This is a genomic window from Roseovarius sp. MBR-78 (assembly GCF_040547535.1).
Classification (GTDB): domain Bacteria; phylum Pseudomonadota; class Alphaproteobacteria; order Rhodobacterales; family Rhodobacteraceae; genus Roseovarius.
The window spans coordinates 33860-56571 of sequence record NZ_JBEPPX010000023.1 but is presented as its reverse complement, the minus strand read 5'-3'; the positions used below and the strand labels follow the sequence as shown (position 1 = coordinate 56571).

The 22712-nt window shown below is 63.9% G+C and carries 19 protein-coding genes; 15 read left to right on the top strand and 4 right to left on the bottom strand.

The window, feature by feature from the left end; all coding sequences use genetic code 11:
• Nucleotides 1-3: 3 nt before the first annotated feature.
• Nucleotides 4-1293 carry an NAD(P)/FAD-dependent oxidoreductase gene (locus ABIE58_RS16095; RefSeq protein ID WP_354545727.1) on the bottom strand — a complete coding sequence of 430 codons (1290 nt, stop codon included), beginning with the start codon at nucleotides 1291-1293 and terminating at the stop codon, nucleotides 4-6.
• A gap of 17 nt (nucleotides 1294-1310) precedes the next feature.
• The gene (locus ABIE58_RS16090) at nucleotides 1311-1976 is read right to left on the bottom strand and encodes a haloacid dehalogenase type II (RefSeq protein ID WP_354545726.1); all 666 of its coding nucleotides are present in this window, start codon (nucleotides 1974-1976) and stop codon (nucleotides 1311-1313) included.
• A gap of 178 nt (nucleotides 1977-2154) precedes the next feature.
• On the opposite strand from ABIE58_RS16090, the gene argE reads away from it, so the two are divergent.
• The 9 genes from argE to ABIE58_RS16045 all read left to right on the top strand — a co-directional run bounded on the left by argE (nucleotide 2155) and on the right by ABIE58_RS16045 (nucleotide 12751).
• Nucleotides 2155-3318 carry an acetylornithine deacetylase gene (argE, locus tag ABIE58_RS16085; protein ID WP_354545725.1) on the top strand — a complete coding sequence of 388 codons (1164 nt, stop codon included), beginning with the start codon at nucleotides 2155-2157 and terminating at the stop codon, nucleotides 3316-3318.
• 125 nt (nucleotides 3319-3443) lie between these two features.
• The gene (locus tag ABIE58_RS16080) at nucleotides 3444-4283 is read left to right on the top strand and encodes a GNAT family N-acetyltransferase (RefSeq protein WP_354545724.1); all 840 of its coding nucleotides are present in this window, start codon (nucleotides 3444-3446) and stop codon (nucleotides 4281-4283) included.
• Nucleotides 4284-4300: 17 nt separating this feature from the next.
• Nucleotides 4301-5677 (top strand): aspartate aminotransferase family protein, encoded by a 1377-nt coding sequence (locus ABIE58_RS16075; RefSeq protein ID WP_354545723.1) that lies wholly within the window; start codon nucleotides 4301-4303, stop codon nucleotides 5675-5677.
• A complete protein-coding gene (locus ABIE58_RS16070; protein WP_354545722.1) occupies nucleotides 5674-6585 on the top strand; it encodes a 2-hydroxyacid dehydrogenase in 912 nt (303 codons plus the stop codon). Before ABIE58_RS16075 ends, ABIE58_RS16070 begins: the two co-directional genes overlap by 4 nt.
• Before the next feature lie 185 nt (nucleotides 6586-6770).
• Nucleotides 6771-7487, top strand: a complete 717-nt coding sequence (locus ABIE58_RS16065; RefSeq protein WP_354545721.1) for an HAD-IA family hydrolase — start codon at nucleotides 6771-6773, stop codon at nucleotides 7485-7487.
• A gap of 87 nt (nucleotides 7488-7574) precedes the next feature.
• The gene (locus ABIE58_RS16060) at nucleotides 7575-9188 is read left to right on the top strand and encodes an ABC transporter substrate-binding protein (RefSeq protein WP_354545720.1); all 1614 of its coding nucleotides are present in this window, start codon (nucleotides 7575-7577) and stop codon (nucleotides 9186-9188) included.
• Between the two features lie 73 nt (nucleotides 9189-9261).
• The gene (locus ABIE58_RS16055) at nucleotides 9262-10221 is read left to right on the top strand and encodes an ABC transporter permease (RefSeq protein ID WP_354545719.1); all 960 of its coding nucleotides are present in this window, start codon (nucleotides 9262-9264) and stop codon (nucleotides 10219-10221) included.
• Nucleotides 10222-10232: 11 nt separating this feature from the next.
• Nucleotides 10233-11087, top strand: coding sequence for an ABC transporter permease (locus ABIE58_RS16050; RefSeq protein WP_354545718.1), 855 nt, complete (start codon nucleotides 10233-10235; stop codon nucleotides 11085-11087).
• On the top strand, nucleotides 11087-12751 hold the full coding sequence (locus ABIE58_RS16045) for an ABC transporter ATP-binding protein (protein ID WP_354545717.1): 1665 nt from the start codon (nucleotides 11087-11089) through the stop codon (nucleotides 12749-12751). Before ABIE58_RS16050 ends, ABIE58_RS16045 begins: the two co-directional genes overlap by 1 nt.
• 18 nt (nucleotides 12752-12769) lie before the next feature.
• On the opposite strand, the gene ABIE58_RS16040 is transcribed toward ABIE58_RS16045, so the two are convergent.
• Nucleotides 12770-13264, bottom strand: a complete 495-nt coding sequence (locus ABIE58_RS16040) for an Lrp/AsnC family transcriptional regulator (RefSeq protein WP_354545716.1) — start codon at nucleotides 13262-13264, stop codon at nucleotides 12770-12772.
• A gap of 158 nt (nucleotides 13265-13422) precedes the next feature.
• Here ABIE58_RS16040 and ABIE58_RS16035 point away from each other — a divergent pair, with 158 nt between their 5' ends.
• Nucleotides 13423-14748: an NAD(P)/FAD-dependent oxidoreductase gene (locus ABIE58_RS16035; RefSeq protein ID WP_354545715.1), complete on the top strand. Its 1326-nt coding sequence runs from the start codon at nucleotides 13423-13425 to the stop codon at nucleotides 14746-14748.
• Nucleotides 14749-14750: 2 nt separating this feature from the next.
• Here ABIE58_RS16035 and ABIE58_RS16030 read toward each other — a convergent pair whose 3' ends face one another.
• A complete protein-coding gene (locus ABIE58_RS16030; RefSeq protein WP_354545714.1) occupies nucleotides 14751-15893 on the bottom strand; it encodes an NAD(P)/FAD-dependent oxidoreductase in 1143 nt (380 codons plus the stop codon).
• A 75-nt stretch (nucleotides 15894-15968) separates the two neighbouring features.
• Between ABIE58_RS16030 and ABIE58_RS16025 the strand changes: the two genes are divergently transcribed.
• The 5 genes from ABIE58_RS16025 (at nucleotide 15969) to ABIE58_RS16005 (ending at nucleotide 22681) form a co-directional block, all read left to right on the top strand.
• Nucleotides 15969-16853: a LysR family transcriptional regulator gene (locus ABIE58_RS16025; RefSeq protein ID WP_354545713.1), complete on the top strand. Its 885-nt coding sequence runs from the start codon at nucleotides 15969-15971 to the stop codon at nucleotides 16851-16853.
• Between the two features lie 93 nt (nucleotides 16854-16946).
• Nucleotides 16947-18998, top strand: a complete 2052-nt coding sequence (locus tag ABIE58_RS16020) for a hydantoinase/oxoprolinase family protein (RefSeq protein ID WP_354545712.1) — start codon at nucleotides 16947-16949, stop codon at nucleotides 18996-18998.
• Between the two features lie 4 nt (nucleotides 18999-19002).
• Nucleotides 19003-20988, top strand: coding sequence for a hydantoinase B/oxoprolinase family protein (locus ABIE58_RS16015; RefSeq protein ID WP_354545711.1), 1986 nt, complete (start codon nucleotides 19003-19005; stop codon nucleotides 20986-20988).
• The gene (locus ABIE58_RS16010; protein ID WP_354545710.1) at nucleotides 20985-21311 is read left to right on the top strand and encodes a (2Fe-2S)-binding protein; all 327 of its coding nucleotides are present in this window, start codon (nucleotides 20985-20987) and stop codon (nucleotides 21309-21311) included. Before ABIE58_RS16015 ends, ABIE58_RS16010 begins: the two co-directional genes overlap by 4 nt.
• The gene (locus ABIE58_RS16005; protein WP_354545709.1) at nucleotides 21308-22681 is read left to right on the top strand and encodes an FAD-dependent oxidoreductase; all 1374 of its coding nucleotides are present in this window, start codon (nucleotides 21308-21310) and stop codon (nucleotides 22679-22681) included. The genes ABIE58_RS16010 and ABIE58_RS16005 overlap by 4 nt, the downstream gene beginning before the upstream one ends.
• The last annotated feature ends 31 nt before the right edge of the window (nucleotides 22682-22712 follow it).

Genomic DNA, 22712 nt, shown 5'->3' with positions numbered 1-22712 from the left:
GCCTCAGGATAGCCGATCCTTCAGCGAGAACCACAGCCCCACCAATGGCAGAAACCACGGACGCCCGGAATATCCCGGCACCGTGGGCCAGTCGAGACCGGCGAGCGGGTTGGCATCGGGGTGCCCCATGGCCATGTCCGCCAGAGACGCACCTACGAGCGTCGACATCTGCGCGCCATGCCCGGAATATCCCATGCCATAGATCATGCCGTCCAGTTCGCCCGCGCGGTGAAACCTGTCCTTGGTCATCCCGACAAGACCACCCCAACAATAGTCGATCTCGACATCGGCAAGCTGCGGAAATATCCGCGCCATCCCGGCGCGCAGAATCTCGCCCGATTTCGCGTCCGAGCGTTGGTCGGAACTGGCTGAAAACCGTGCGCGCCCGCCAAAGATGAGGCGGTTGTCGGGCGACAGGCGGAAGTAATTGCCGATATTCATCGAGGTTACGCAAGTGCGATTGCCGGGCAGGGTCGCGGCGACCTCTGCGTCAGTGAGCGGGCGCGTCGCCACGATGAACGAGCCGACCGAGATGATGCGTCTGCGAAAGGCAGTGAGCGGCGCCCCCTCGACCGCACCGGCATAGGCACCTGTCGCGGCGATGATCCGCTCCGCGTGCAGATGGCCGCGCGGGGTGTCGAGCCGCCACAGGCCATCCTGTTTGCGCCGCCCCGTCACCGGTGCGTTTTCCCAGATCAGCGCTCCGTGCTCTGCCGCCGCCCGCGCCAGCCCGGACACATAGCGCCCCATATGCATCATTGCCGATTTAGGTTGCAGGCTGGCTCCGTGGAATGTGCTCGATCCGATCTCGGCGCGCAACGCGTCAGGTTCCAGCCAGCGCGCCTCGGGATCGACTTCACGCGCGATCAACGCGCAATTGGCACGCAGCGACGCGACATGGCTTGGCTTCGACGCCAGCTTGAGCTTGCCCGAGCGGCGAAAGTCGCACGCAATTCGTTCCTCGGCGATGGTCTCCTCGATCATGTCGATCGAGCGATCATAGGCGTGATAGAGCGCGTGGGCGCGCTCCGTCCCCAGATGCGCCTTGGCCGCGGCATAGCCGTGCGCGATGCCGTTGTTGAGATGTCCCCCGTTGCGGCCCGACCCGCCAGCGCCGACATGCTCTGCCTCAAGCAGCGCCACCGATACCCCCGCCCGCGCCAGCCGACGCGCCGCGCTCAGCCCGGTGAACCCGCCGCCGATCACAGCCACGTCAAAGCGGCCCTCGACCGGGCCTTGTTGTCCGGCCTCGAAGGCGGGGGCGGTCTCGTGCCAGTAGGATGCGTATTTCATGATCGTCTCTGCCTGACCTAGAGCCCGACCAGGGCGGGCAGCCCGGAGATATCCGAGATCTCGGTATAGCCGTAATACGGATTGGCCGGTTCATGGCCACGATTCACCCATGCCTTGTGGGTGATGCCGAGATCGTGCGCTGTCATCAGATCGTAGCGAAAGCTCGATGAGACGTGCAACACATCCTGCGGGCCGCACCCGAGGTGATCGAACATATACTCGAATGCGCGCATCTGCGGTTTATAGGCCTGTGCGTCCTCGGCGGTGAAGACATGGGCAATGGGCGCGCCGAGATTGGCGATGTTGTGCGGGATCTGGCTGTTCATCGCATTGGTCAGCGCCACCAACGGGATCTTGTCCGCAATCCTGGCGAGGCCTGCCGGGACGTCCGGATGCGGCCCCCATGTCGGCACACGCTGGTAGATTGCCGTTGCGATATCGGCATCGAACGCCACGCCGTTGCGCTTGCAGGTCCGTTCCAGCGAATTATGCACCACCTCGGCATAGGGCTTCCACGCCCCGAGAACCTCATCGAGCCGGTAGGCCGCAAAATCCCGGATGAACACCTCCATCGCCTCGGGCGACAGCGTCTCACCGTAATGATCGCGCGCCGCTCCCGCCATGTCGTAAAAGATCATGGTGCCGTGGCAGTCAAAAGTGATGAACTTGGGGCGAAAGGTCATGATGGTCTCCAAAGCGTATGCGATGCGCTCATCCTTGCTGTTCGGCGGCGGAATGGATTGCCGCGTTTGACAGGCTTGCCGCAGGATATCGCGTTGTGCGGGCGTGATCCGGCAAAAGGTGCCGTTGGACCCGCGAGAAGCAACGCCCCTGCCGTCTCGCTTCGATGCAGGATCGACCATGAGTGCCAGCCACCTGACAGAAGGACACACGGACACCATGCTCTCGGCCCGCACACCCCAAGAGATGCTCGCCCAGCTTGTCGGCTTCGACACGGTTGTCGGGCGCCCGAACCTGCCATTGATCGAGGCGGTCGCGGATTGGCTCGACGGACACGGCATTTCCTGCCGCATCCTCGTCGGGCCGGAAGGCGATCGTGCCAACCTCTTCGCCACGATCGGAGATGCGACGCGACCCGGATATATCCTGTCCGGTCATGTCGATGTCGTTCCGGCCGGAGAGCTTGGGTGGCACGCCGACCCGTTCACCCTGCGCCAGGCCGGCGATCGGCTGATCGGGCGTGGGGCATGTGACATGAAGGGCTTTGTTGCCGCCGTCCTTGCCGCCGCGCCGGATCTGGCGGCAATGGCTCTGGCCACGCCCCTGCATATCGCGCTCTCATATGACGAGGAGGCCGGCTGCAAAGGTGTGCCACACCTGATCGCCAGGCTGCCAGAGCTGTGCGCCGCGCCGCTCGGCTGCATCGTCGGAGAGCCCACGGGGCTGGTGCCGGTGCTCGCTCACAAGGGCAAGGCGGCGCTGCGCCTGCGCGCGACGGGCGTGGCGGGCCATAGCTCGCGTCCTGATCTGGGGCGAAACGCGATCCACGCGCTGCTGCCTGCGCTGATTGCTGCCGAGGCGCAGGCGCGCGAGCTGCAGGCACGCGGACCACAGGACGACCGGTTCGCGCCACCATGGTCCAGCGTGCAAGTTGGCACCGTCACAGGCGGGCAGGCGCTCAATATCATTCCGGATCGGGCCGAGGCAGAGATCGAGGCCCGCGCCATCGCCGGGACCGATCCCGGGTCGCTGCTCGACCCGGTCCTGGCCGCTGCCGACAAGAGCGGTGTCGAGACCGAGTGGCTCTCCAGCTACCCACCCCTTGCTCTCGATGCCGCGCATCCGCTGGCCGCCCTCATGTCTGAGATTTCCGGTCATCTTGCGACCGCCGCCGTGAGCTTCGGGACGGAGGCAGGGCTTTTTCAACAGGCGGGTATTCCGGCAATCATCTGCGGCCCCGGCGATATCGCCCGCGCACATCGGCCCGAGGAATACCTGACCCTGCCAGAGCTTCGGGCCTGCCATGCCATGCTACTGGCCCTCGGTCGGGTCTGCGCCGGGTAGAGGCGGCATTTCCTGCGGTGCGGGCGGCCTGACGCAAAGGAAAACTGCCGCACTGATCACACTTCAGGTGCAACATGCCGATCCTCGCGCCCTACGGTGAAAGGGGCAACAAGACGAGTGAGTTCATGACAGACGCTTCCACGCAACCCATGCTCGGATCAGGGTTGGAGATACGACCGTTCGCGCCCGATGATGTGGCCGAGGCGCTGCGCCTCTCGCAACAGGTGGGTTGGCCACACAGGTCAGAGGATTGGGCATTGGCGCTCGCGGTCTCCGAGGGGGTCGTGGCGTTCGACGGCACGCGCATTGTCGGGACGGCATGTTGCAGCCGTTTCGGCACCGTCGCACTCATCAACATGATCATCGTGGATGAGGCGATGCGCGGACGCGGCCTTGGACGGAGGCTGATGGCGGCGGTGATGGATTTTGCACGGGGCTCGGAAATGCGGCTTGTCGCCACCCTCGAGGGGTTGCCGCTCTATGAGAAGCTGGGCTTTCGCGCAACGCACCGAATTTTCCAACATCAGGGCATTGCGCAAACAGCGACACCCGAACTGCCGGTGCGGGTTGGCAGCGTGCCGGATGTGGTGCGACTGGCGGAAATGGACCATGCGGCATCCGGTCTCGATCGTCGTGCACTGCTTCAAAGGATCGCGGCACAGGGCGAGGTGCTCCTGGCCGAGCGCGGTTTCGCGCTTTTGCGTGATTTCGGGCGCGGGCGCGTGATCGGTCCCGTGGTCGCGCGTGACGCGGCAGCCGCGCGTTCGCTGATCGCCGAAGGGATGCTGCGCAACGCAGGCACGTTCCTGCGCATCGACCTGCCCGAGGCTGCGGGGCTGTCGGATTTCGTGACCACCCTCGGGCTGGCTCATGTGGGTGACGGCACCGCGATGGTCCGTGATCCCGGCCCTCGGCCTGCGGGCGATATCACAACCTACGCGCTTGCGTCCCAGGCGCTTGGATAATTCCAGCGGAGACCATCATGCTTACAAACTCCCTCGTCGAACTCGACCGTCGGCACCTTGTCCACCCGGTCTCTTCGTTCCACGGACATGAGGCGCGCGGCGTGCGCGTGCTCCGCTCGGCGCACGGGGCCACCGTGACGGACAGCGAAGGGCGCGAGTTGATCGACGGGTTTGCCGGTCTGTGGTGCGTCAACGCGGGTTACGGGCATGAAAGCGTGGTTCAGGCCGCGGCGGAGCAGATGCGCAACCTGCCCTACGCCACCGGCTATTTCGATCTGGGGGCCGAAGCGCCGATTCGCCTTGCCGCCGAACTGGCAGAGCGCGCGCCCGGCGATCTGGATCATGTGTATTTCTGCCTTGGCGGGTCTGACGCGGTGGACAGCACGATCCGTTTCATCCGCTACTACTGGCACGCCCGAGGTCAGTCGGACCGCGATCAGTTCATCTCGGTCGCGCAGGGCTATCACGGCTCGACTTCCGCCGGTGCCGGTCTGACAGCGCTGCCGGTGTTTCACGACGGCTTTGGGCTGCCCTATGACTGGCAGCACAAGATTCCGTCGCACTACACCTATCGCAACCCGGCAGGACCGGACGACGCAACCATCATCTCTGCATCGGTCGCGGCCTTGCGCGCCAAGGCCGAGGAGATTGGCCCCGAACGGGTCGCCGCCTTCTATGTCGAGCCCATTCAGGGATCCGGCGGGGTTCTCGTGCCGCCCAAGGGCTGGATCAAGGCGATGCGCGATGCCTGCACCGAACTCGGCATCCTCTTTGTCGCTGACGAGGTGATCACCGCGTTTGGCCGCACCGGGCCGCTCTTTGCCTGCGAAGACGAAGGCATCGTGCCCGACCTGATGACCGTCGCCAAGGGCCTGACCTCGGGGTATGTGCCGATGGGCGCGGTGCTGATGAGCGAGCATGTCTACCAGACCATCGCCGAAGGTGCGGGCAAGAAGGCCGTCGGGCATGGATTCACCTATTCCGCACACCCTGTTTCAGCCGCTGTGGCGCTCGAAATACTGAAGCTCTACGAGGGTGGCCTGCTGGACAATGGCCGCCGTCAGGGTGCCCGCTTGCAACAAGGATTGGCCGGTCTTGCCGACCATCCGCTGGTAGGCGACGTGCGTGGGCGCGGCATGCTGGCGGCGGTCGAGCTTGTCACGGATAAGGAAGAAAAGACGCCTCTTCCCGTCGCGCTGGACGCGGCGACGCGGCTCTTTGATCGCGCGTGGGAGCAGGGGCTGATCCTGCGATCCTTTGCGCAAGGTGTGCTGGGCTATGCCCCGCCGCTGTGCTGCACCGACGCCGAGATCGACCGGATCGTCGAGCGCACCCGCAAGGTGCTCGATCTCACGCTGGAAGACCCTGAAATCCGCGAGGTGCTTCGCTCATGACTCTGCTGCTGCTGGGGCCGCCCGAGCGCGCCCGCGCGTGGCGGCCGATCTTCGATGCCGTCGGAGAGGAATTGGTGGTGGGTGAGGATGCGGTGGAGGATGCGTCCGCCATCACGCATCTGGCCTGTTGGACACCACCCGCCGACCTTGGCTGTTATCCCAATCTCAAGGTAGTGATAAGCACCGGCGCGGGCGTGGACCAGATGCCGCCCCTGCCGCCCGGCGTCATGCTGGCCCGCACGCTGGCACCCGGCATCGACGCGATGGTCCGCGACTGGGTGCTGATGGCGACGCTGATGCTGCATCGCGACATGCCGCGCTACCTGGAGCAGGCCGGGCGCGGCGAGTGGCGCACGCACCCCCCACGCCCTGCCAGCGAGTGCCGCGTGGGCATCATGGGATTGGGCAGGATCGGGCGCGCGGCGGCGGCGCCCCTTTCGTCGCTGGGCTTTGACGTCGCGGGATGGAGCCGGTCGGGCCACCCCGTCGACAAGATCGAGGTCTATGGCCACGCTGATCTTGTCGCGTTCCTCGCCCGGACCGATCTGCTGATCTGCGTGCTGCCTTTGACAAGTGAAACGCGCGGGCTGATCGGGGCCGATGTCTTTGCTTTGCTGCCCGAGGGTGCCGCGCTCGTCCATGCCGGGCGCGGCGCTCAGCTTGATATGCAGGCATTGCGCAGCGCGCTCGAAGCAGGTCGTCTTCGGGCCGCGATGCTGGACGTGACAGAGCCTGAACCCCTGCCGCAGAGTCATTGGGCATGGACAGATCCAAGGGTCATCATAACACCGCACACCGCGGCGGAAACGGATGCGGTCGAGGGTGCGCGTCACGCGTTGGCCGTGATCCGCGCCACCCGTGAGGGCACTGCACTCCCCGGTTTTGTGGACAACGAGCAAGGGTACTAGGCCGGAATCGGGGCGCGGCATTTCTCGCCGCTCGAGCCCACAAAACGAAAGAATATGCCGCTGCGTCAACAGGATTCGACGTCACGGCCTTTGCCCAGCGGGCGATGATCAATCAACTGGGGCGGCGCCCCTTCCCCCAAAGGGGGCATGAGAAGAAAAGGTAGTGTCGGATGACAGAAGCAACGATGACAAAACCTTTAACCGCGTTCGCCTATATGAGTTTTGACGTGGTTGGCACGCTGATGGATTTCGAAGCTGCGATCACCGGCGCGCTGACTGCCATCGCGCGGGAGGCCGGCGTCGATCTCGATGACGAAGAGGCATTGTCGGTCTATCGTGCCGCACGCTATGAACCCGATGCAGGCCTGTTCCCGGATGATCTGGGTCGCTGCTACGGTCGGATCGCTGCGCGGTTCGGCCTGCCCGACACGGACGAGTTACGCGCCCGCGTGATCGACGCGGTAGCAGAAGCATCCCCATTTCCCGACAGCCCCGAAGCACTGGCCCGGCTTGGCACGCACTACAAGCTGATCGCCATGACCAATGCCCGCCGCTGGGCATTCGAGAAATACGAGGCAAAGCTGGGTTTTCCGTTCTGGGCGGGGTTTACCGTAGACGATACCGGCACTGAAAAGCCTGACCCGGCCTTTTTTCACAAGGTGTTTGCACACGTGGAAGCGACCGGCGGCACGGCGGACGACATCTTGCATGCGGCGCAAAGTCAGCACCACGATATCGGTATCTCGCGACGGCTCGGCATGACGAATGTCTGGATCGAACGCCGCCACGGGCAAGCGGGCTATGGTGCCACGATAGAGCCCGAGACCTTCACCGAACCGGACTACCATTTCCGATCGCTCATGGAATTGGCCGACGCTATCGAAAGCGCGACCGTGACCTGAGCCCACCACCCCGACCGAAACCGGCACGCAGAACCGGATGGGGTCTCGACTGAACCACCAACTTCAACAAACACAGGGAACACAGACATGACCAAAGACACTCCGAACAACTGGACCGCGCGCGACGACGCGATGGTCGAAGAGGCGATCCGCCGCGGTGCATCGCGCCGTGACCTTCTGAAGATGCTCATGGGCTCGGGCGTGGCACTTGGCGCAGGTGGCGGTCTCTTGATGCGGGCCACTCGGGCGGTCGCCGCGACGCCGAAGACCGGCGGCCACATGAAAGCCGCGGGCTGGTCTTCATCCACGGCGGACACGCTGGACCCGGCCAAAGCCTCTCTCTCGACCGATTACACGCGTTGCTGCGCGCTCTATAACCGTCTGACCTTCCTGAATGAGGCCGGCGAAGTCGAGATGGAGTTGGCCGAGTCAATCGACTCGACCGACGCCAAGACCTGGAACGTAAAGCTGAAATCCGGCGTCACCTTCCACGACGGCAAAACGCTGAGCGCGACCGATGTCGTCTTCTCGCTTAAGCGTCATCTCGACCCGGATGTCGGCTCCAAGGTGAACTCCATCGCCAAGCAGATGGCCGAGATCACGGCGGTCGATGACCTGAACGCCCGGATCGTTCTGACCGAGCCCAATGCCGACTTGCCAACCATTCTGTCGCTGCACCACTTCATGATCGTCGCCGATGGCACCACGGATTTCTCCAAGGGCAACGGTACCGGTGCGTTCAAGCTCGAAGAATTCAGCCCCGGCGTTCGGTCTGTCGCAGTCCGCAACCCGAACTACTTCAAGGACACAGGGCCTTATCTCGACAGTTTCGAGTATTTCGCCATCCCGGACAACAATGCCCGCGTGAACGCGCTGTTGTCGGGAGACATCCACCTTGCCGCGGCAGTCAACGCGCGCTCCCTACGTATGATGGAAGGTCAGTCGCATGTCGACACGATGATCAGCACGTCTGGCAATTATACGAACCTCAATATCCGACTTGATCTGGACCCGGGTGCCAAGGCGGGCTTCATCGAAGGCATGAAGCATCTTGTCCGCCGTGAGCAGATCCAGAAATCCGTGCTGCGCGGCTTGGCCGAGATCGGCAACGATCAGCCGGTCTCGCCTGCGAACCGGTACTTCAACACCGAGCTGCAGCCGCGTGCATACGATCCCGAGCGTGCCCGCGCGTTGTTCGAGAAGGCTGGTGTTCTTGGCCAGACGATCCCGATCGTCGCCTCCGAAGCCGCCAATGCGTCGATCGATATGGCGACGGTGGTGCAGCAGGCCGGCTCCGAGATTGGCATGACGTTCGATGTTCAGCGCGTGCCGTCCGATGGTTACTGGTCCAACTACTGGCTGAAAGCGCCGGTCCATTTCGGCAACATCAACCCGCGCCCGACGCCGGATATCCTGTTCTCGCTGCTCTATCATTCGGAAGCGCCGTGGAACGAATCCCATTACAAATCCGACAAGTTCGACAGCATGCTGATCGAGGCCCGTGGATTGCTGGACGAGACCAAGCGGACCGACATGTATTGGGATATGCAGGAAATGGTCGCCAACGAGGCGGGCACCATCATTCCCGCCTATATTTCCAATGTCGATGGCATGGCCGACACACTGAAGGGGATGCGTCCCAACCCGCTCGGTGGCCAGATGGGCTATGCTTTTGCGGAATACGTCTGGTTGGACGAATAAAATCGATCCCAAGACGCGCCCGCGCATGGCAACATGCGCGGGCAATTTCCATTCCTGAAAAGGGAGGTGCTCCATGCTCCGGTCAACCACGACATGGCTTCTTGTCGGGCAACGCCTCGGGATCGCATTCATAACGCTCATCATCGTTTCCTTCGCGGTGTTCTTCGCGACGGAAATGCTGCCCGGCGATGTCGCCCAGATTCTGCTCGGTCAGGCAGCGACGCCCGAGGCCGTTGCCGGCCTGCGCGAGGCGATGGGGCTGAACGAACCTGCGCTTCAACGCTTTCTTGGCTGGCTGGCGGGGCTTGCAACAGGCGATATGGGGCGCTCTTACGTCAACGACATCGAAGTTGTCGATCTCTTGGGGGGGCGATTGCTGAACTCGCTGCGCCTGGCAGGGATCGTGACAGTGATCTGCGTGCCAGTGGCACTCACCCTTGGCATCATCGCGGCGATGTTTCGTGGCTCATGGCTGGACCGGGCGGTATCCGTGGCCACGATTTCGGTGATCTCGGTGCCGGAATTCATGGTCGCGACGCTGGCGGTTCTGGTTTTTGCCGTTTGGCTTGGCTGGTTGCCGGCACTCAGCTACGGCGTCAATGTAGACAGCATCGGCGCGATGCTGCGAGCCTATGCCATGCCTGTCATCACGCTGAGCTTTGTTGTCTCGGCCCAGATGATCCGCATGACCCGAGCGGCGGTTATCGAGACGATAGAGACCCCGTATGTCGAGATGGCCTTGCTCAAAGGCGCCTCGAGGTCGCGCATGGTCCTGGTTCACGCCCTGCCCAACGCGCTTGGCCCCATTGCCAACGCCGTCGCGTTGTCGCTGTCCTATCTCGTCGGCGGCGTGATCATTGTTGAAACCGTGTTCAACTATCCGGGCGTTGCCAAGCTCATGGTGGACGCCGTAGCCACCCGCGACCTGCCACTGATCCAGTCCTGTGCGATGGTCTTCAGCGTCAGCTACCTGACGCTGATCACATTGGCGGACATGATCGCAATCCTCTCAAACCCAAGGCTGCGCAAGTGATGACGAATCCCATGACCACCCCCCGCAAACTTCGTCTGCCGACGCCGCGCAATCTCGGCTATTCCTTCGGCTGGACGGGACGAGTCGGCATCGCGATCATCATCTTCTGGGCCATTGTCGCACTTGTCGGAAACTGGCTCACGCCCTACCCGGTCGGCAAGATTGTCGACTGGGACTATTTCAGCGGTGTAAGTGCCGAATACTGGATGGGCACCGATTACCTCGGCCGGGACATCTTTTCGCGGGTTTTGATGGGTGCACGCTATACGGTGGGAATAGCACTGGCGGCGGTGACGCTGGCCTGCACCTTCGGTGTCATCCTCGGCATGATTGCGGCGGTGATCGGCGGCTGGTTCGATACGCTGCTGTCGCGGCTTCTGGATGCGTTCAACGGTATCCCCTCGTTGCTCTTTGGTCTCGTGGTGGTGGCCGCCATCGGGTCATCCATCCCGGTTCTGGTGTGGACGCTGGCCGCAATCTACATGCCGGGGGCCTACCGGTTTGCCCGTGCGCTGGCGGTGAACATCAACACGATGGATTTCGTGACCGTCGCCCGCGCCCGTGGCGAGGGCACGCCTTACATGATCACGTTCGAGATATTTCCCAACATCCTCGGCCCGGTGCTTGCCGATTTCGGGTTGCGGTTCGTCTTTATCGTGCTCGTGTTGTCGGGTCTGTCTTTCCTTGGCCTGGGCGTTCAGCCTCCCCACGCCGATTGGGGGGCTCTGGTGCGTGAGAACATCGAGGGGCTGAGCCTCGGTGCGCCGGCGGTGATCTTTCCGTGCATCGCCATCGCGTCGCTGACCATCTCGGTCAACATGTTCATCGACAACCTACCCACCAAAATCAGAGACAGGGCCGAATGATGACAGACACACCTCTCGTTTCCGTCCGCGACCTGCGGATTGGTGCCGTCACCGACTCGGGCCGCAATGTCGGGATCATTCGGGGCGTGGACTTTGACATCGCTCCCGGAGAAATCCTTGCCCTGATCGGTGAATCCGGGTCGGGCAAGACAACGATCGCGCTCTCGCTCATGGGTCACACCCGCCGTGGCTGTGCCATCGAGGGCGGCACGATCCGCGTCGGAGAGCACGATGTCACCGGAATGACCGAAAGCCAGCGCGCCAAGATGCGCGGCACCGAGGTTTCCTATGTCCCGCAATCGGCGGCGGCCGCGTTCAACCCGTCGAAGAGGATTATGGATCAGGTTGTGGAGACAACCCGCATCCATAACCTGATGCCGCGCGCCAAAGCCGAGGAACGCGCCCGCAGTCTCTTTCGCGCGCTTGCCCTGCCCGCCCCGGACACCATCGGCGAGCGTTACCCGCATCAGGTATCGGGCGGACAGCTTCAGCGGTTGTCGGCAGCAATGGCCCTGATTGGCGACCCGAAGCTGGTGATCTTTGACGAACCCACCACGGCGCTTGATGTGACCACGCAAATCGAGGTGCTGCGCGCCTTTCGCCGCGTGATGGAAGACGGCGGCATGGCCGGTGTCTATGTCAGCCATGACCTTGCCGTTGTCGCGCAGATCGCAGATCGCATCGTGGTGCTCAAGAATGGCGAGATCCAGGAACACGGCACGACCGAGCAGATTTTGAACGCGCCCGAACATCCCTATACCAAGGAGCTTCTGGCCGCTTTCGATCCGGTGCCCCATGTCGCCGCGAAGGAGGTCGAAGCGGAAACCGAGACGCCGATACTCGAAATTCGAGGCCTTTATGCCGGATATGGCCCCGTCAAGAATGGCGAACCGCTGGCCAAGGTGATGAGCGACGTGAATTTCAAGCTCTATCGCGGACGCAACCTCGGTGTGATCGGCGAGTCGGGGTCCGGCAAGTCGACGCTGGCGCGGGCCGTGGCTGGCATCCTGCCAGCCTATCGGGGCGAAGTGCTGCTTGACGGACAGACGCTCGCGCCATCCCTGGATCAACGCAGCAAGCAGGAACTGCGCCGCGCGCAGATCGTCTTTCAACTGGCCGACACGGCACTGAACCCGGCGCATTCCGTGGGTAGCATCATCGCGCGCCCGCTACGGTTCTACAAGGGCCTGCGCGGCGGTGCCGCTGACAAGCGGTTGATCGAATTGCTGGAGATGGTCCACCTGCCCCCGGCCTTGCGCCACCGGCTCCCGTCCGAGCTGTCGGGCGGGCAAAAACAACGCGTGAACCTTGCCCGCGCCCTGGCCGCCGAACCCGAACTGATCCTCTGCGACGAGATCACCTCCGCCCTGGATACCGTGGTGGGGGCCGCGATTCTCGAATTGCTCAAGGAGCTACAGGGCGAACTTGGGCTCAGCTACATGTTCATCAGCCATGACCTCTCCACCGTCGAGGCGATCTGCGACGACGTTCTGGTGATGTACAAGGGCGAGGTGGTCGAGGCCTTGCCGGCGGCGCGGATGTCTCAGGACGCGACCCACGCCTATTCCCGGCTGCTGATATCGTCGGTGCCGCAGCTCGATACCGGTTGGCTCGCCGGCCTGGAACAGGATCCCGAATTGCTGGCTGCGTTCTCTGATCGCTGAGACGCCAGCCCCCGATCTTTACTCGGCCTCCGTGAAAAGCCGGGTCAACGGCAGTTGCCGCTTGATGAACGGGGTCTTCATCACCACGAAGCTGAAATAGCGATCTATTCCCGAGTTGCGGTCAATCAGCTCCTCGATGATCTCCTGATAGTCACTGATCCCGGCGGTGACAAATTTTGCCAGATAGTCGTAACCGCCGGAAATCAGGTGACATTCCACGCAATTTTCGATCTTTTCCAACGCTTCCTGAAAACGGGCAAAATCTATCTGGCGGTGGTTCTTTAGCGTGAACTCGGTGAACACGGTCAGCGTCTCACCCAGCTTGGCCACGTTGATCAGCGCCGAGTATCCGGTGATGTAGCCGGATTTCTGCAATTTCTTCACGCGTGTCAGACAAGGCGAGGCCGACAGATGAACGAGATCGGCCAACTCGACATTTGTGATGCGGCCGTTGCGCTGCAACTCGGCCAGTATGCGAATGTCGATTCGGTCAAGCTTCTGAAGGTTGTTCATCGGTCCTGTCCTTGCATGTAACGGCGCGGCACGCGGCTCCGGAGGCGGTTGTCACACCCGGCAGCACGAATACGAAACGATCTGCCGAGCAACTCCGCAGATGCGGCACAAACAACTGGAATCCTACAGCTAGGCTTTGAAAAACACATGGGGAAATCATGCCTGCTCCACTGCTTGAGATTGAAACCCACTACGAGCTTCCCGACCAGGCCGATTGTGTGGTCATTGGCGGTGGAATTGTTGGCGTCAGCGCTGCGTATTGGCTTGCCCGCGCAGGGCAGAACGTCGTTCTGCTCGAGAAAGGTCTTATAGGTGCGGAGCAATCGAGCCGCAACTGGGGCTGGTGCCGCCAGCAAAATCGTGATGCCCGGGAATTGCCGTTGTCCACCCGCAGCCTCGCGTTGTGGGAAGAGATGAGCGCGGATATCGGTGCCGATCTCGGGTTTCGACGCTGCGGGCTGCTCTACCTGTCCAACGATCCCGACGAAATCGAAGGCTGGGCCAGATGGGGCCGTTTCGCACGTGGCGAAGGCGTCGATACCCGGATGCTGACCCTCGAAGAGGCCACCGAACGCGGTGCCGCCACCGGGCAGCGTTGGCAGGGCGGTGTCTGGTCGCCAAGCGATGGCATCGCCGATCCATCGCGCGCGGCACCGCTGATCGCGCAGGGGGTCGTGGCGCATGGCGGCACGGTGCTGCAGGGCTGTGCGGCGCGTGGATTGGAAACCGAGGCCGGTGCCGTTTCGGCCGTCATCACCGAGCGCGGCACGATCAGGACGCGCGTGGTGGTCATGGCAGGTGGTGCCTGGGCCGGCAGCTTTCTGCATCGTCACGGCATCGGGTTTCCGCAGGCCGCAGTGCGCAGTTCGATATTGTCCGTGGCACCGGGGGCCGAGGGGCTGCCCCACGCATTGCACACCGCCGACGTGTCGGTAACGCGCCGATGCGACGGCGCGCATACGCTTGCCGTATCGGGGTTGGCCAATCTCGATCCCACGCCGGGGGCGCTCGTCGGTGCACGCCATTTCCTGCCGATGTTCGCCAAGCGATGGCGCGCATTGCGCCCGGGCGGGGCGCAGGCCTGGCGCGCAGGATTCGAAACGCGCAAGGAATGGGCCTTCGATCGCGAAACACCGATGGAGCGCAGCCGCATCCTCGATCCCCGCCCCAGCAAGGCGCTGATCGACCTGACGCTGGATCGTGCCCGCAGCCTTCTGCCCGCTCTCGGGAACCTGCCGATCCAGGCGCAATGGGCGGGCTATATCGACAGCACACCGGATGGTGTGCCGGTGATCGATGCCGATATCGGGACGCCCGGCCTCGTGCTGGCGGCGGGGCTCTCGGGGCATGGCTTCGGCATTGGGCCAGGTGTGGGGCATCTGGTGGCCGACATGGTGCTCGGGCGCCGCCCGATCACGCAGACCGAGCAATACCGTCTTGCACGTTTCGGCAAAGGTCAGCGGGGAAAGGTGGCCGATTTTTGATCTCATGCCGCGAACCGGGTGATGGCAAAGTCGTCAAGCGGTGTTGCGCAACGACCTGTGGCGATCAATTCGGCCATGGCGTCGCCGACGCCGGGGCCCAATTGAAATCCGTGTCCACAGAACCCGAAAGCGTGAAACAATCCCGGTGTTGTGCCAGAGGCCCCCATCACCGGCAGGTTGTCGGCAACGTAGCCCTCGCAACCTGACCACTGGCGGATAACGGCAACATCGACCAGCGCCGGAACCAGCTTCAGCACCGCCGCCACCTGAGCGGGCAATGAGGACGGATCGGCATGGGCATAGCCGGGATCTGGTGCCACCGGAACGCGCGGGACAGCGCCGCCAAACACCACGTTGCCGCGTTCTACCTGCCGCAGATAAGCCCCGTGCGCGCGGCTCCAGACCCCGACCACAGGTGCGATGCGATAGGGCACCGGCTCTGTCACGGCCATTTGCGGCCCCCATGTGCCAAGCGGCACATCCTCGCCAAAGCGCGCCGCCACCTCCCGACCCCAGGCGCCTGCACAATTCAACAGGGTGGCGGCCCTATAGACCCCCTTCGCCGTTTTAACTGCAAAGCCCGACTCGCCATGGCCGATTTCCAGAACCGGTGCCTCGTCTATGATAAGGGCCCCTGCGCGCGCAGCAGCGTCGGCAAAGGCCGGGGCCACCAACCGAGGATTGGCCGATCCGTCCCTCGGCGAGAACGAGGCGGCGATTGCATCCGGTCCAAGCCCCGGAAAGCGGCAACGGAGATCGTCCGGGCCGAGTTCTTCAAGCGTGAGATCGTTGCCCCGCGCGGCGCGCGCATAGCTGCGCATGTCGTCCAGCCCGTCCGTGTCGAAAATCAGTCTCAGGTGCCCGGTCGCGCGAAACTCCACGTCGCGCCCCAACAGTGTCTGCGCCTCGTTCCAGATCGCGAGAGACCGGGCAGCCAGAGGTAATTGCGCCAAATGCCGTCCGCTGCGCCGGATATTGCCGAAGGATGCCACCGTTGCTCCCGCGCCGATCCGGCGGCGCTCGATCAATGTCACCCGGACGCCGCGACGTGCGAGAAAAAGGGCCGAGGCTGTCCCCATCAGACCGCCGCCCAGAACGATCACATCCATGCCGCCATGTCCTTTTGACATAGGAATTTCGCCCATCAAACCCTGCTAACCCGGTTGTGTCAAAGTCGGTAAACGTGGCACCCTATAAGCCTGACCTATGGGAGAAACGCGATGCGCGCTCGTCAACTCGAAGTCTTTACCGCTGTCATGCGGGCCGGAACCGTGACCGGGGCGGCGCGGCTTCTCAACATATCGCAGCCCGCGCTCAGCCAGATTCTCATTCATACGGAGGCGCAACTTGGCTTTGCCCTCTTTGATCGCGAAAAGGGCAGGCTGCGCCCCACGCCCGAGGCGTTCGAGCTTTATCCAGAGGCCGAGCGCCTGTTTGCTGGTCTTGAAGGGCTACGCCGCAAGACATCGGATCTGCGGCTTGGCCGGGCCGGGCTGGTGCGGATCGCGGCCTCGCCACCGCCTGGCATGTCCCTGCTGCCCCGCGCGCTCAAGGCATTCCGTGCCGAGCATCCGGATGTCGTTTTGCGCACGCATGTAGCCCCTCTGGCCGCGATGGTGGATCTTCTGCGCACTGGAGATGCGTCGATGGCGCTGGCGCTCGATGACGACCTGCCGCCCGATATCGCGGTCGAAAACATTGGCACCACGAGCTTTTGCTGCCTTTTGCCAGAGGGCCATCGGCTGAAAGGCGCGCAAGAGGTGGGGTTCTCCGATCTGGAAGACGAGACGATCATATCCTATCGCAGTCAGACCCGACCGCATGACGAACTGGACATGGCACTGCGCCGGCGTGGCGGCATCTTTGCCCCGCAGATCGAGATTGACAGTTCGATCTCGGCGGCCGGGTTCGTGCGTGCCGGGCTGGGTATCGCCTTGGTCGATGCGCTTTTGCCCTGGGCGCAGTTTCCCGGCCTTGTGGCACGCCCACTGACAGATACGCCCGGCTTGCCGGTGTCTCTCCTGACCGCGCGTGACAAAACGCTTTCGCGCGCCGAAGAGGCCATGCGCAAACTGTTACATGCCACCCCACTCATCGAGACATAAGCCTGCCTTATACATCGTCACTCTATCCGTCTTGGACGCGGCCCGACCGATCTGGTCGAGTACCGGCAAACGACCGGAAAGGATCGAAGAGAGATGGATGGCAACACCGCCCCTGCGGACTGGAAGATCGGTGTCGATATCGGCGGCACCTTCATGGATTTCTGCGCATTGGATACCCGCAGCGGGCGTATCGCGTCGCTCAAGGTGCTGACCACCCCCGATGATCCGGGTGCCGAATTGCTGACGGGGCTCGATCTGCTGGCGGAGCGCGAAGGGCTCGATCCGGGCGCTGTGACCCGGTTCGTGCATGGCACCACGGTAGGCATCAACACGATCCTTCAACGCAAGGGCGCGCGACTGGCGCTCATCACCAATCAAGGCTTTGAGGACGTGATCGAGCTGGCGCGCCTGGGAATGCCCGAGATGTATTCGCTGTTCTGTCACCGGGCAGAGCCTTTGATCCCGCGTGACCGGGTTTTTGGTATCCCCGTCCGGCTGCGCGCGGATGGCAGCGAACCGGTTGCCCCGACATCTGAGGCCGTCCGCGACGCAGTGAGGCAGGCCCAGGAGGCCGGTGCCGATGGCATTGTCGTCTCGTTTCTGCACAGTTGGCGCAATGGGGCACAGGAGGCCACGGTAAAGACGATGATCGAGGCCGAGGCCCCCGATCTTTTCGTCTTCACGTCCTCCGAGGTGTGGCCGGTGATCCGCGAATACGAGCGCAGTTCGACCGCGATTCTCAACGGTTATGTTCACCCCCGCGTGTCCGGATACCTGTCCGCGCTGGAGAATCGTCTGGCCGGTCGGGGCGTGCCGGCGCGCGCCTTACTGACCAAATCGAATGGCGGTCTGATGAGCGCGCATCAGGGCCGCAGGGACTGTGTGTCGATGCTGCTGTCGGGCACGGCGTCGGGCGTGATGGGGGCGGCCTGGCTGGCGCGACAAGCCGGAGAGTCGCATGTCCTGACCCTTGATATCGGCGGAACCTCGGCCGATTTTGCGCTCATCGTCGATGGTGAGGTGCAGTTCGGGACCGATGAGCGGATCGGCGACTTCCCCCTGCATATCCCCTCGGTCTCGGTCAGTTCCATCGCCATCGGCGGTGGCTCGATTGCCAGCGTCGACAGTCACGGCGTGCTGCGCGTGGGGCCGGACTCGGCAGGGTCCAGCCCCGGACCGGCCTGCTATGGGCGCGGTGGCGCGGCCGCCACGGTGACCGATGCGATGGCCGTCTGCGGCTGGCTGGGGCAGGCTGAAATGGCCTATGGTCAACTCAGCATAGACCGCGATCTCGCCCGCGAGGCGGTGACCCGGATTGCCGGACCGATGGGCCGCAGCGTGGAGGAAACCGCGCAGGCCATTCTCGACATCGCCGTGTCGGAACTGTTTGTGGAGGTCGAGAAACTGGGCTCGCGCGCGGGCGTCGATCTGCGCGACTATGCGCTCATGCCGTTTGGCGGCGGCGGCCCCATGCTGGGCGCCTTCCTCGCGCGTGAGCTTGGCATGACGCGCGTTCTGGCCCCTCGAAGGCCCGGTGTCGTTTCGGCGCTCGGTGGGTTGGTCGCGGATATGCGGGGCGATTTCCTGCGGACCGTTTTCACCGATCTCAACGCCAACGCCCCCCGCCAACTTTGCGCCGCGCTCGCAGAACTGCAGAAAGAGGGAGATGCCTGGCTCAAGGTGCAGGGCCATTCAGGCGCGGCACAGGTCCGGCTCTCGGCCGACATGCGCTATGCCGGTCAGAGCTATGAGATCGAGACCGCGCTCGAGCCGGATTGGCTCTCCGATCCCGCCCGTCTGGCGACGGCATTTCATGAGACGCACCGCCGGATATACGATTTCGACGACCCGGCGGGCGCAATCGAAATCGTGAACCTGCGGCTTTCGGCGATCGGTATCACCCCCAAGCCGGACTTCGCCGAGGCAATCACGACGACCGGTCACGCCATGCCCGCCCGGCAAGTGCAGGTGCATCTGAACGGTGCGCGCCATATCCCGCTCTTCGAGCGCGCCGATCTCATGGCCGGTGCCACCTTCGACGGCCCCGCCGTGGTCTGTCAGGAGGACACCACGCTTGCCATTCCGGAGGGTGCGCGCGCCCACGTTGACAGGCATCTCAATATCCACCTCGAATTCGCGGAGTGAGCCCATGTCTGACAAGATGACCCTTCAAGTGCTGGCCAACCATGCCCGTGCCGCCGCCGAAAACATGGCGCATACGCTGCATCGCACGGCGCATTCCGCCTTCGTCAAGGAGACACAGGATTTCACGGTGATGCTGATGGATCGCCACGGCGACACCTTTGCCGTGCCGATGGATCTGGGGGCGACCTGGTATCCGGGCCTGAGCTACAGGCGGGCCATCGACATGGTCGAGGATTATCGCCCCGGCGACGTGGCCTTTACCAACGATCCCTATTCCGGCCATGTCGCCACGCATGCCCCGGATACTCATCTCTGGAAACCGGTCTTTCACGACGGCGAGATCGTGGCATGGACCGGCGGGCATATCCACAATACCGATATGGGCGGCGCGGTGCCTGCGTCCCTGTCGCGCTCGCTCACTGAAATTCATCAGGAAGGGGTGCGGTTTCCCCCGATGAAGCTGGTCAACGAGGGGGTCTTTGACGCGCAGATTCTGCGTATCATGGAAACCAATGTCCGCAAGCCCGCCTTGAACATCGGCGACATCAAGGCGCTGGTCGGCGCGCTCAATACCGGCGAACGCAAGGTCCACGCGATGCTGGCACGGTTTGGCGGTCAAGGCTTTCTCTCCGGGGTTGCCGCGCTCAAGGATCAGGCCGAGGCGCAGGCCCGCGAGATCCTGCGCGGCATTCCCGATGGCGACTATGAGTTTGCCGATTACGCCGACGAAGACAGCGATTTTGCAAATCCCTGCCGCCTGCGCCTGACCCTGCGCATCCGGGGCGACAGCGCCGAGCTGGATTTCACCGGGTCCGACCCGCAGCTTGGCTCATCGCTCAACGTGCCTTCGGGGGGCGATCCGCGACATACCATATTGTTGGTCGGGGTTTACTATGTGCTCTACACGCTCAATCCGCGGCTTTTGCTGAATACCGGGCTGACGCGGCCCTTCACCTGTATCGCGCCCGAGGGCACGGTGCTCAACCCGGTCGCGCCGGCGGCCGTGGGGATGCGGTCTTTGACATGTGCGCGGCTTCGCTCGGTGATCTTCGGCGCGTTCAGTCAGGCCATCCCAGAGCGTATGCCCGCTGCGCCTGCGGGAAACAACTGCATCGTGAATGTCATGACCCATGACGAGCGCAGCGGGCAAAAGGTCATCGCGGCGGTCAATCCGGTGGTCGGCGGCGGTGGCGGGATGCCGCATCGCGACGGCACCAACGGCTCGGGCGCGGATGCCGCCTATCTCAAGAACACACCGATCGAGATCACCGAAACCGAGGTGCCGGTGGAGTTCGTCAAATACAGCCTTGCACGCGATACAGGCGGGGCAGGACGCTGGCGCGGGGGGCTGGCCACGGAAATGGCCTTTCGCGTTTTCGCCCCGGACACGCGCATCACCGCCCGCAACCGCGACCGCTCGCGCTTTCGTCCCTGGGGTGTCCTGGGTGGGCGCGCGGCGGGGCTGGCGGAAATGGTGGTCAATCCCGGCACTCCGGACGCGCGCCGCATGGGCAGTGCCGACACGGCCATCTTGCAGCCGGGTGACGTGCTTTCCATCCGTTCGGCGGGCGGGGGCGGACGCGGCGACCCGATGAGCCGCGAGACATGGCGTGTGGCACAGGACGTGGCGCGCGGTCATGTGTCGAAAGAGGCCGCACGCCGCGACTACGGCGTCGTCATGCGAGGCGGCGAGGTCGATGAGACCGCGACCGCCGCGTTGCGCGCAAAGGCGCGCACGCATGATGGGCATTTCCATTTCGGGCCAGAGCGCGACGCTTTCGAGGCGCAATGGACCGATGAAGCCTACGCCTGTTTGACCGATATCCTGATGGCCCTGCCCGTGCATTGGCGGTTTTTCGTCAAGACAGAGGTCTTTCGCCGGATGGAGTCGCGCAAGGGCGCGGAGGGGGTGAACGCCGCCTACACCGAAACCCGAGAGCGGTTTCCCGATATCCCACATCCCCACACCCATGCCGAGGCTGCGGAATGACGGGCGGCACCCCAAGTGCCGGGCGCGTAAGGCGGGTGGCCGAAACCGGCCGCGTCTCGCTGGCCTTCAGCTTTGATGGGGAGGCGTATTCAGGGTTGGACGGCGACACGGTGCTGACCGCGGTTCTGGCCGCAGTACCCGATCTCCGCGCGGCGGAATTCGGACCCGAGCGGCGCGCGGGGTTCTGCCTGATGGGGGCCTGCCAGGATTGCTGGCTGTGGCAGGAGGACGGCCCGCGTTTGCGCGCCTGTTCGACGCCGTTGCGCGCGGGGATGCGCCTGCGTTCGGCCCCATCGGACAACTGGCCCGGAATCTTGTCATGACCCGCATACTAATCGTGGGTGCGGGTCCGGCGGGTATCCGCGCCGCCGAAACGCTTGTTGCAGCCGGGCTGTGCCCGGCCGTGGTGGATGAAGGATCGCGGGCGGGGGGGCAGATTTATCGTCGCCCGCCCGAGGAATTCACCCGGTCGCCGAGCACACTCTATGGGTCCGAGGCCGCCAAGGCCCGGCACTTGCACGACGTCTTCGACGGGCTCGTGCGGGACCAAAAGATCGGGTATCATCCGGGATGCAGCGTTCTGGGCCTGCGTGAAGGGATCGCGCAGGTTCTGACACCTGCCGGTGTGATATCGCTGCCCTATGACAGATTGATCCTTGCGACCGGGGCAACCGACCGGCTCGCCCCCGTGCCCGGGTGGCAGATGGCGGGGGTCTACAGTCTGGGTGCCACACAGATTGCACTCAAGGCACAGGGGGTGGCACTCGGACGGCGCATCGTTCTGGCAGGTTCAGGCCCGTTGCTGACGCTGGTTGCCGCGCAACTGATTGATGCGGGGGCCGAGGTAGCGGCAGTTTTGGATACCGCACCCTGGCGCACACAGGTCAGGGGTGGTGCGAGGATGGCGCTGGCCCGCCCGGTCTTCACGCTGCGCGGGCTGCGCCTGCGCGCGCGCCTCGGGCACCTCTACAAGGCCGGTGTCACGCTCGACTCCATTGAGGGTGACGGGACCAGCCCCAAGGCGATCATCTGGCGCGACGCGCGAGGGCGGACACATCGCACCGAGTGCGATACAGTGGCGCTTGGCTGGCACTTGCGCGCCGAAACAACCCTCGCGGATCTGGCCGGTGCGACGTTCACATGGTCACAGACATGGGCGCAATGGCTCCCCCGGACGGACGCTGCGGGTCGCGCTGCGGATGAGCTCTATCTGGCGGGTGACGGGATGTCCCTGCTCGGTGCCGACGGGGCGGAAATCGGCGGGCGACTGGCGGCGCGCGCCTGTCTTGACGATCTGGGATACCCGACCGACACCGTCGCCCAGAGACGCGACCTGCGGGGCGCGCGTCGCTTGCGCCGTTTTGCCAAAGGTGTCGCTGATGCTTTCCCGTGGCCTGCGGACATGATCCGCGCGCTGCCGGACGACACAATCCTGTGCCGCTGCGAAGGCGTCACGACCGGCGAACTGCGCGCGACCCTGCCGCTTTCCGGGCCCGAGGCGAACCGCGCCAAATCGCTCGGCCGCGTCGGCATGGGGCGCTGTCAGGGGCGCTATTGCCAGCTTGCCGGGGTGGAGGTGATGGCGGCGGCAACAGGGGCGCGCGCCGCTCAGATGGGCCGGTTGCGGGCGCAGCCGCCCGCGCGCCCGGTGCCACTCGCCGCGTTCGCGACACGCGAGGCCTGCCAGGACTGAGCCGCACCATCTTCTGCGCCCGCAACTGGCA

What these genes read in the sequence shown, in the direction of transcription:
- ABIE58_RS16060 (WP_354545720.1), top strand. Translation starts at nt 7,575, where the DNA reads ATGACCAAAGACACTCCGAACAACTGGACCGCGCGCGACGACGCGATG.
- ABIE58_RS16055 (WP_354545719.1), top strand. Translation starts at nt 9,262, where the DNA reads ATGCTCCGGTCAACCACGACATGGCTTCTTGTCGGGCAACGCCTCGGG.
- ABIE58_RS16020 (WP_354545712.1), top strand. Translation starts at nt 16,947, where the DNA reads ATGGATGGCAACACCGCCCCTGCGGACTGGAAGATCGGTGTCGATATC.
- ABIE58_RS16065 (WP_354545721.1), top strand. Translation starts at nt 6,771, where the DNA reads ATGACAAAACCTTTAACCGCGTTCGCCTATATGAGTTTTGACGTGGTT.
- ABIE58_RS16010 (WP_354545710.1), top strand. Translation starts at nt 20,985, where the DNA reads ATGACGGGCGGCACCCCAAGTGCCGGGCGCGTAAGGCGGGTGGCCGAA.
- ABIE58_RS16095 (WP_354545727.1), bottom strand. Translation starts at nt 1,293, where the DNA reads ATGAAATACGCATCCTACTGGCACGAGACCGCCCCCGCCTTCGAGGCC.
- ABIE58_RS16050 (WP_354545718.1), top strand. Translation starts at nt 10,233, where the DNA reads ATGACCACCCCCCGCAAACTTCGTCTGCCGACGCCGCGCAATCTCGGC.
- argE (WP_354545725.1), top strand. Translation starts at nt 2,155, where the DNA reads ATGAGTGCCAGCCACCTGACAGAAGGACACACGGACACCATGCTCTCG.
- ABIE58_RS16005 (WP_354545709.1), top strand. Translation starts at nt 21,308, where the DNA reads ATGACCCGCATACTAATCGTGGGTGCGGGTCCGGCGGGTATCCGCGCC.
- ABIE58_RS16090 (WP_354545726.1), bottom strand. Translation starts at nt 1,976, where the DNA reads ATGACCTTTCGCCCCAAGTTCATCACTTTTGACTGCCACGGCACCATG.
- ABIE58_RS16080 (WP_354545724.1), top strand. Translation starts at nt 3,444, where the DNA reads ATGACAGACGCTTCCACGCAACCCATGCTCGGATCAGGGTTGGAGATA.
- ABIE58_RS16040 (WP_354545716.1), bottom strand. Translation starts at nt 13,264, where the DNA reads ATGAACAACCTTCAGAAGCTTGACCGAATCGACATTCGCATACTGGCC.
- ABIE58_RS16035 (WP_354545715.1), top strand. Translation starts at nt 13,423, where the DNA reads ATGCCTGCTCCACTGCTTGAGATTGAAACCCACTACGAGCTTCCCGAC.
- ABIE58_RS16015 (WP_354545711.1), top strand. Translation starts at nt 19,003, where the DNA reads ATGTCTGACAAGATGACCCTTCAAGTGCTGGCCAACCATGCCCGTGCC.
- ABIE58_RS16075 (WP_354545723.1), top strand. Translation starts at nt 4,301, where the DNA reads ATGCTTACAAACTCCCTCGTCGAACTCGACCGTCGGCACCTTGTCCAC.
- ABIE58_RS16045 (WP_354545717.1), top strand. Translation starts at nt 11,087, where the DNA reads ATGACAGACACACCTCTCGTTTCCGTCCGCGACCTGCGGATTGGTGCC.
- ABIE58_RS16030 (WP_354545714.1), bottom strand. Translation starts at nt 15,893, where the DNA reads ATGGGCGAAATTCCTATGTCAAAAGGACATGGCGGCATGGATGTGATC.
- ABIE58_RS16025 (WP_354545713.1), top strand. Translation starts at nt 15,969, where the DNA reads ATGCGCGCTCGTCAACTCGAAGTCTTTACCGCTGTCATGCGGGCCGGA.
- ABIE58_RS16070 (WP_354545722.1), top strand. Translation starts at nt 5,674, where the DNA reads ATGACTCTGCTGCTGCTGGGGCCGCCCGAGCGCGCCCGCGCGTGGCGG.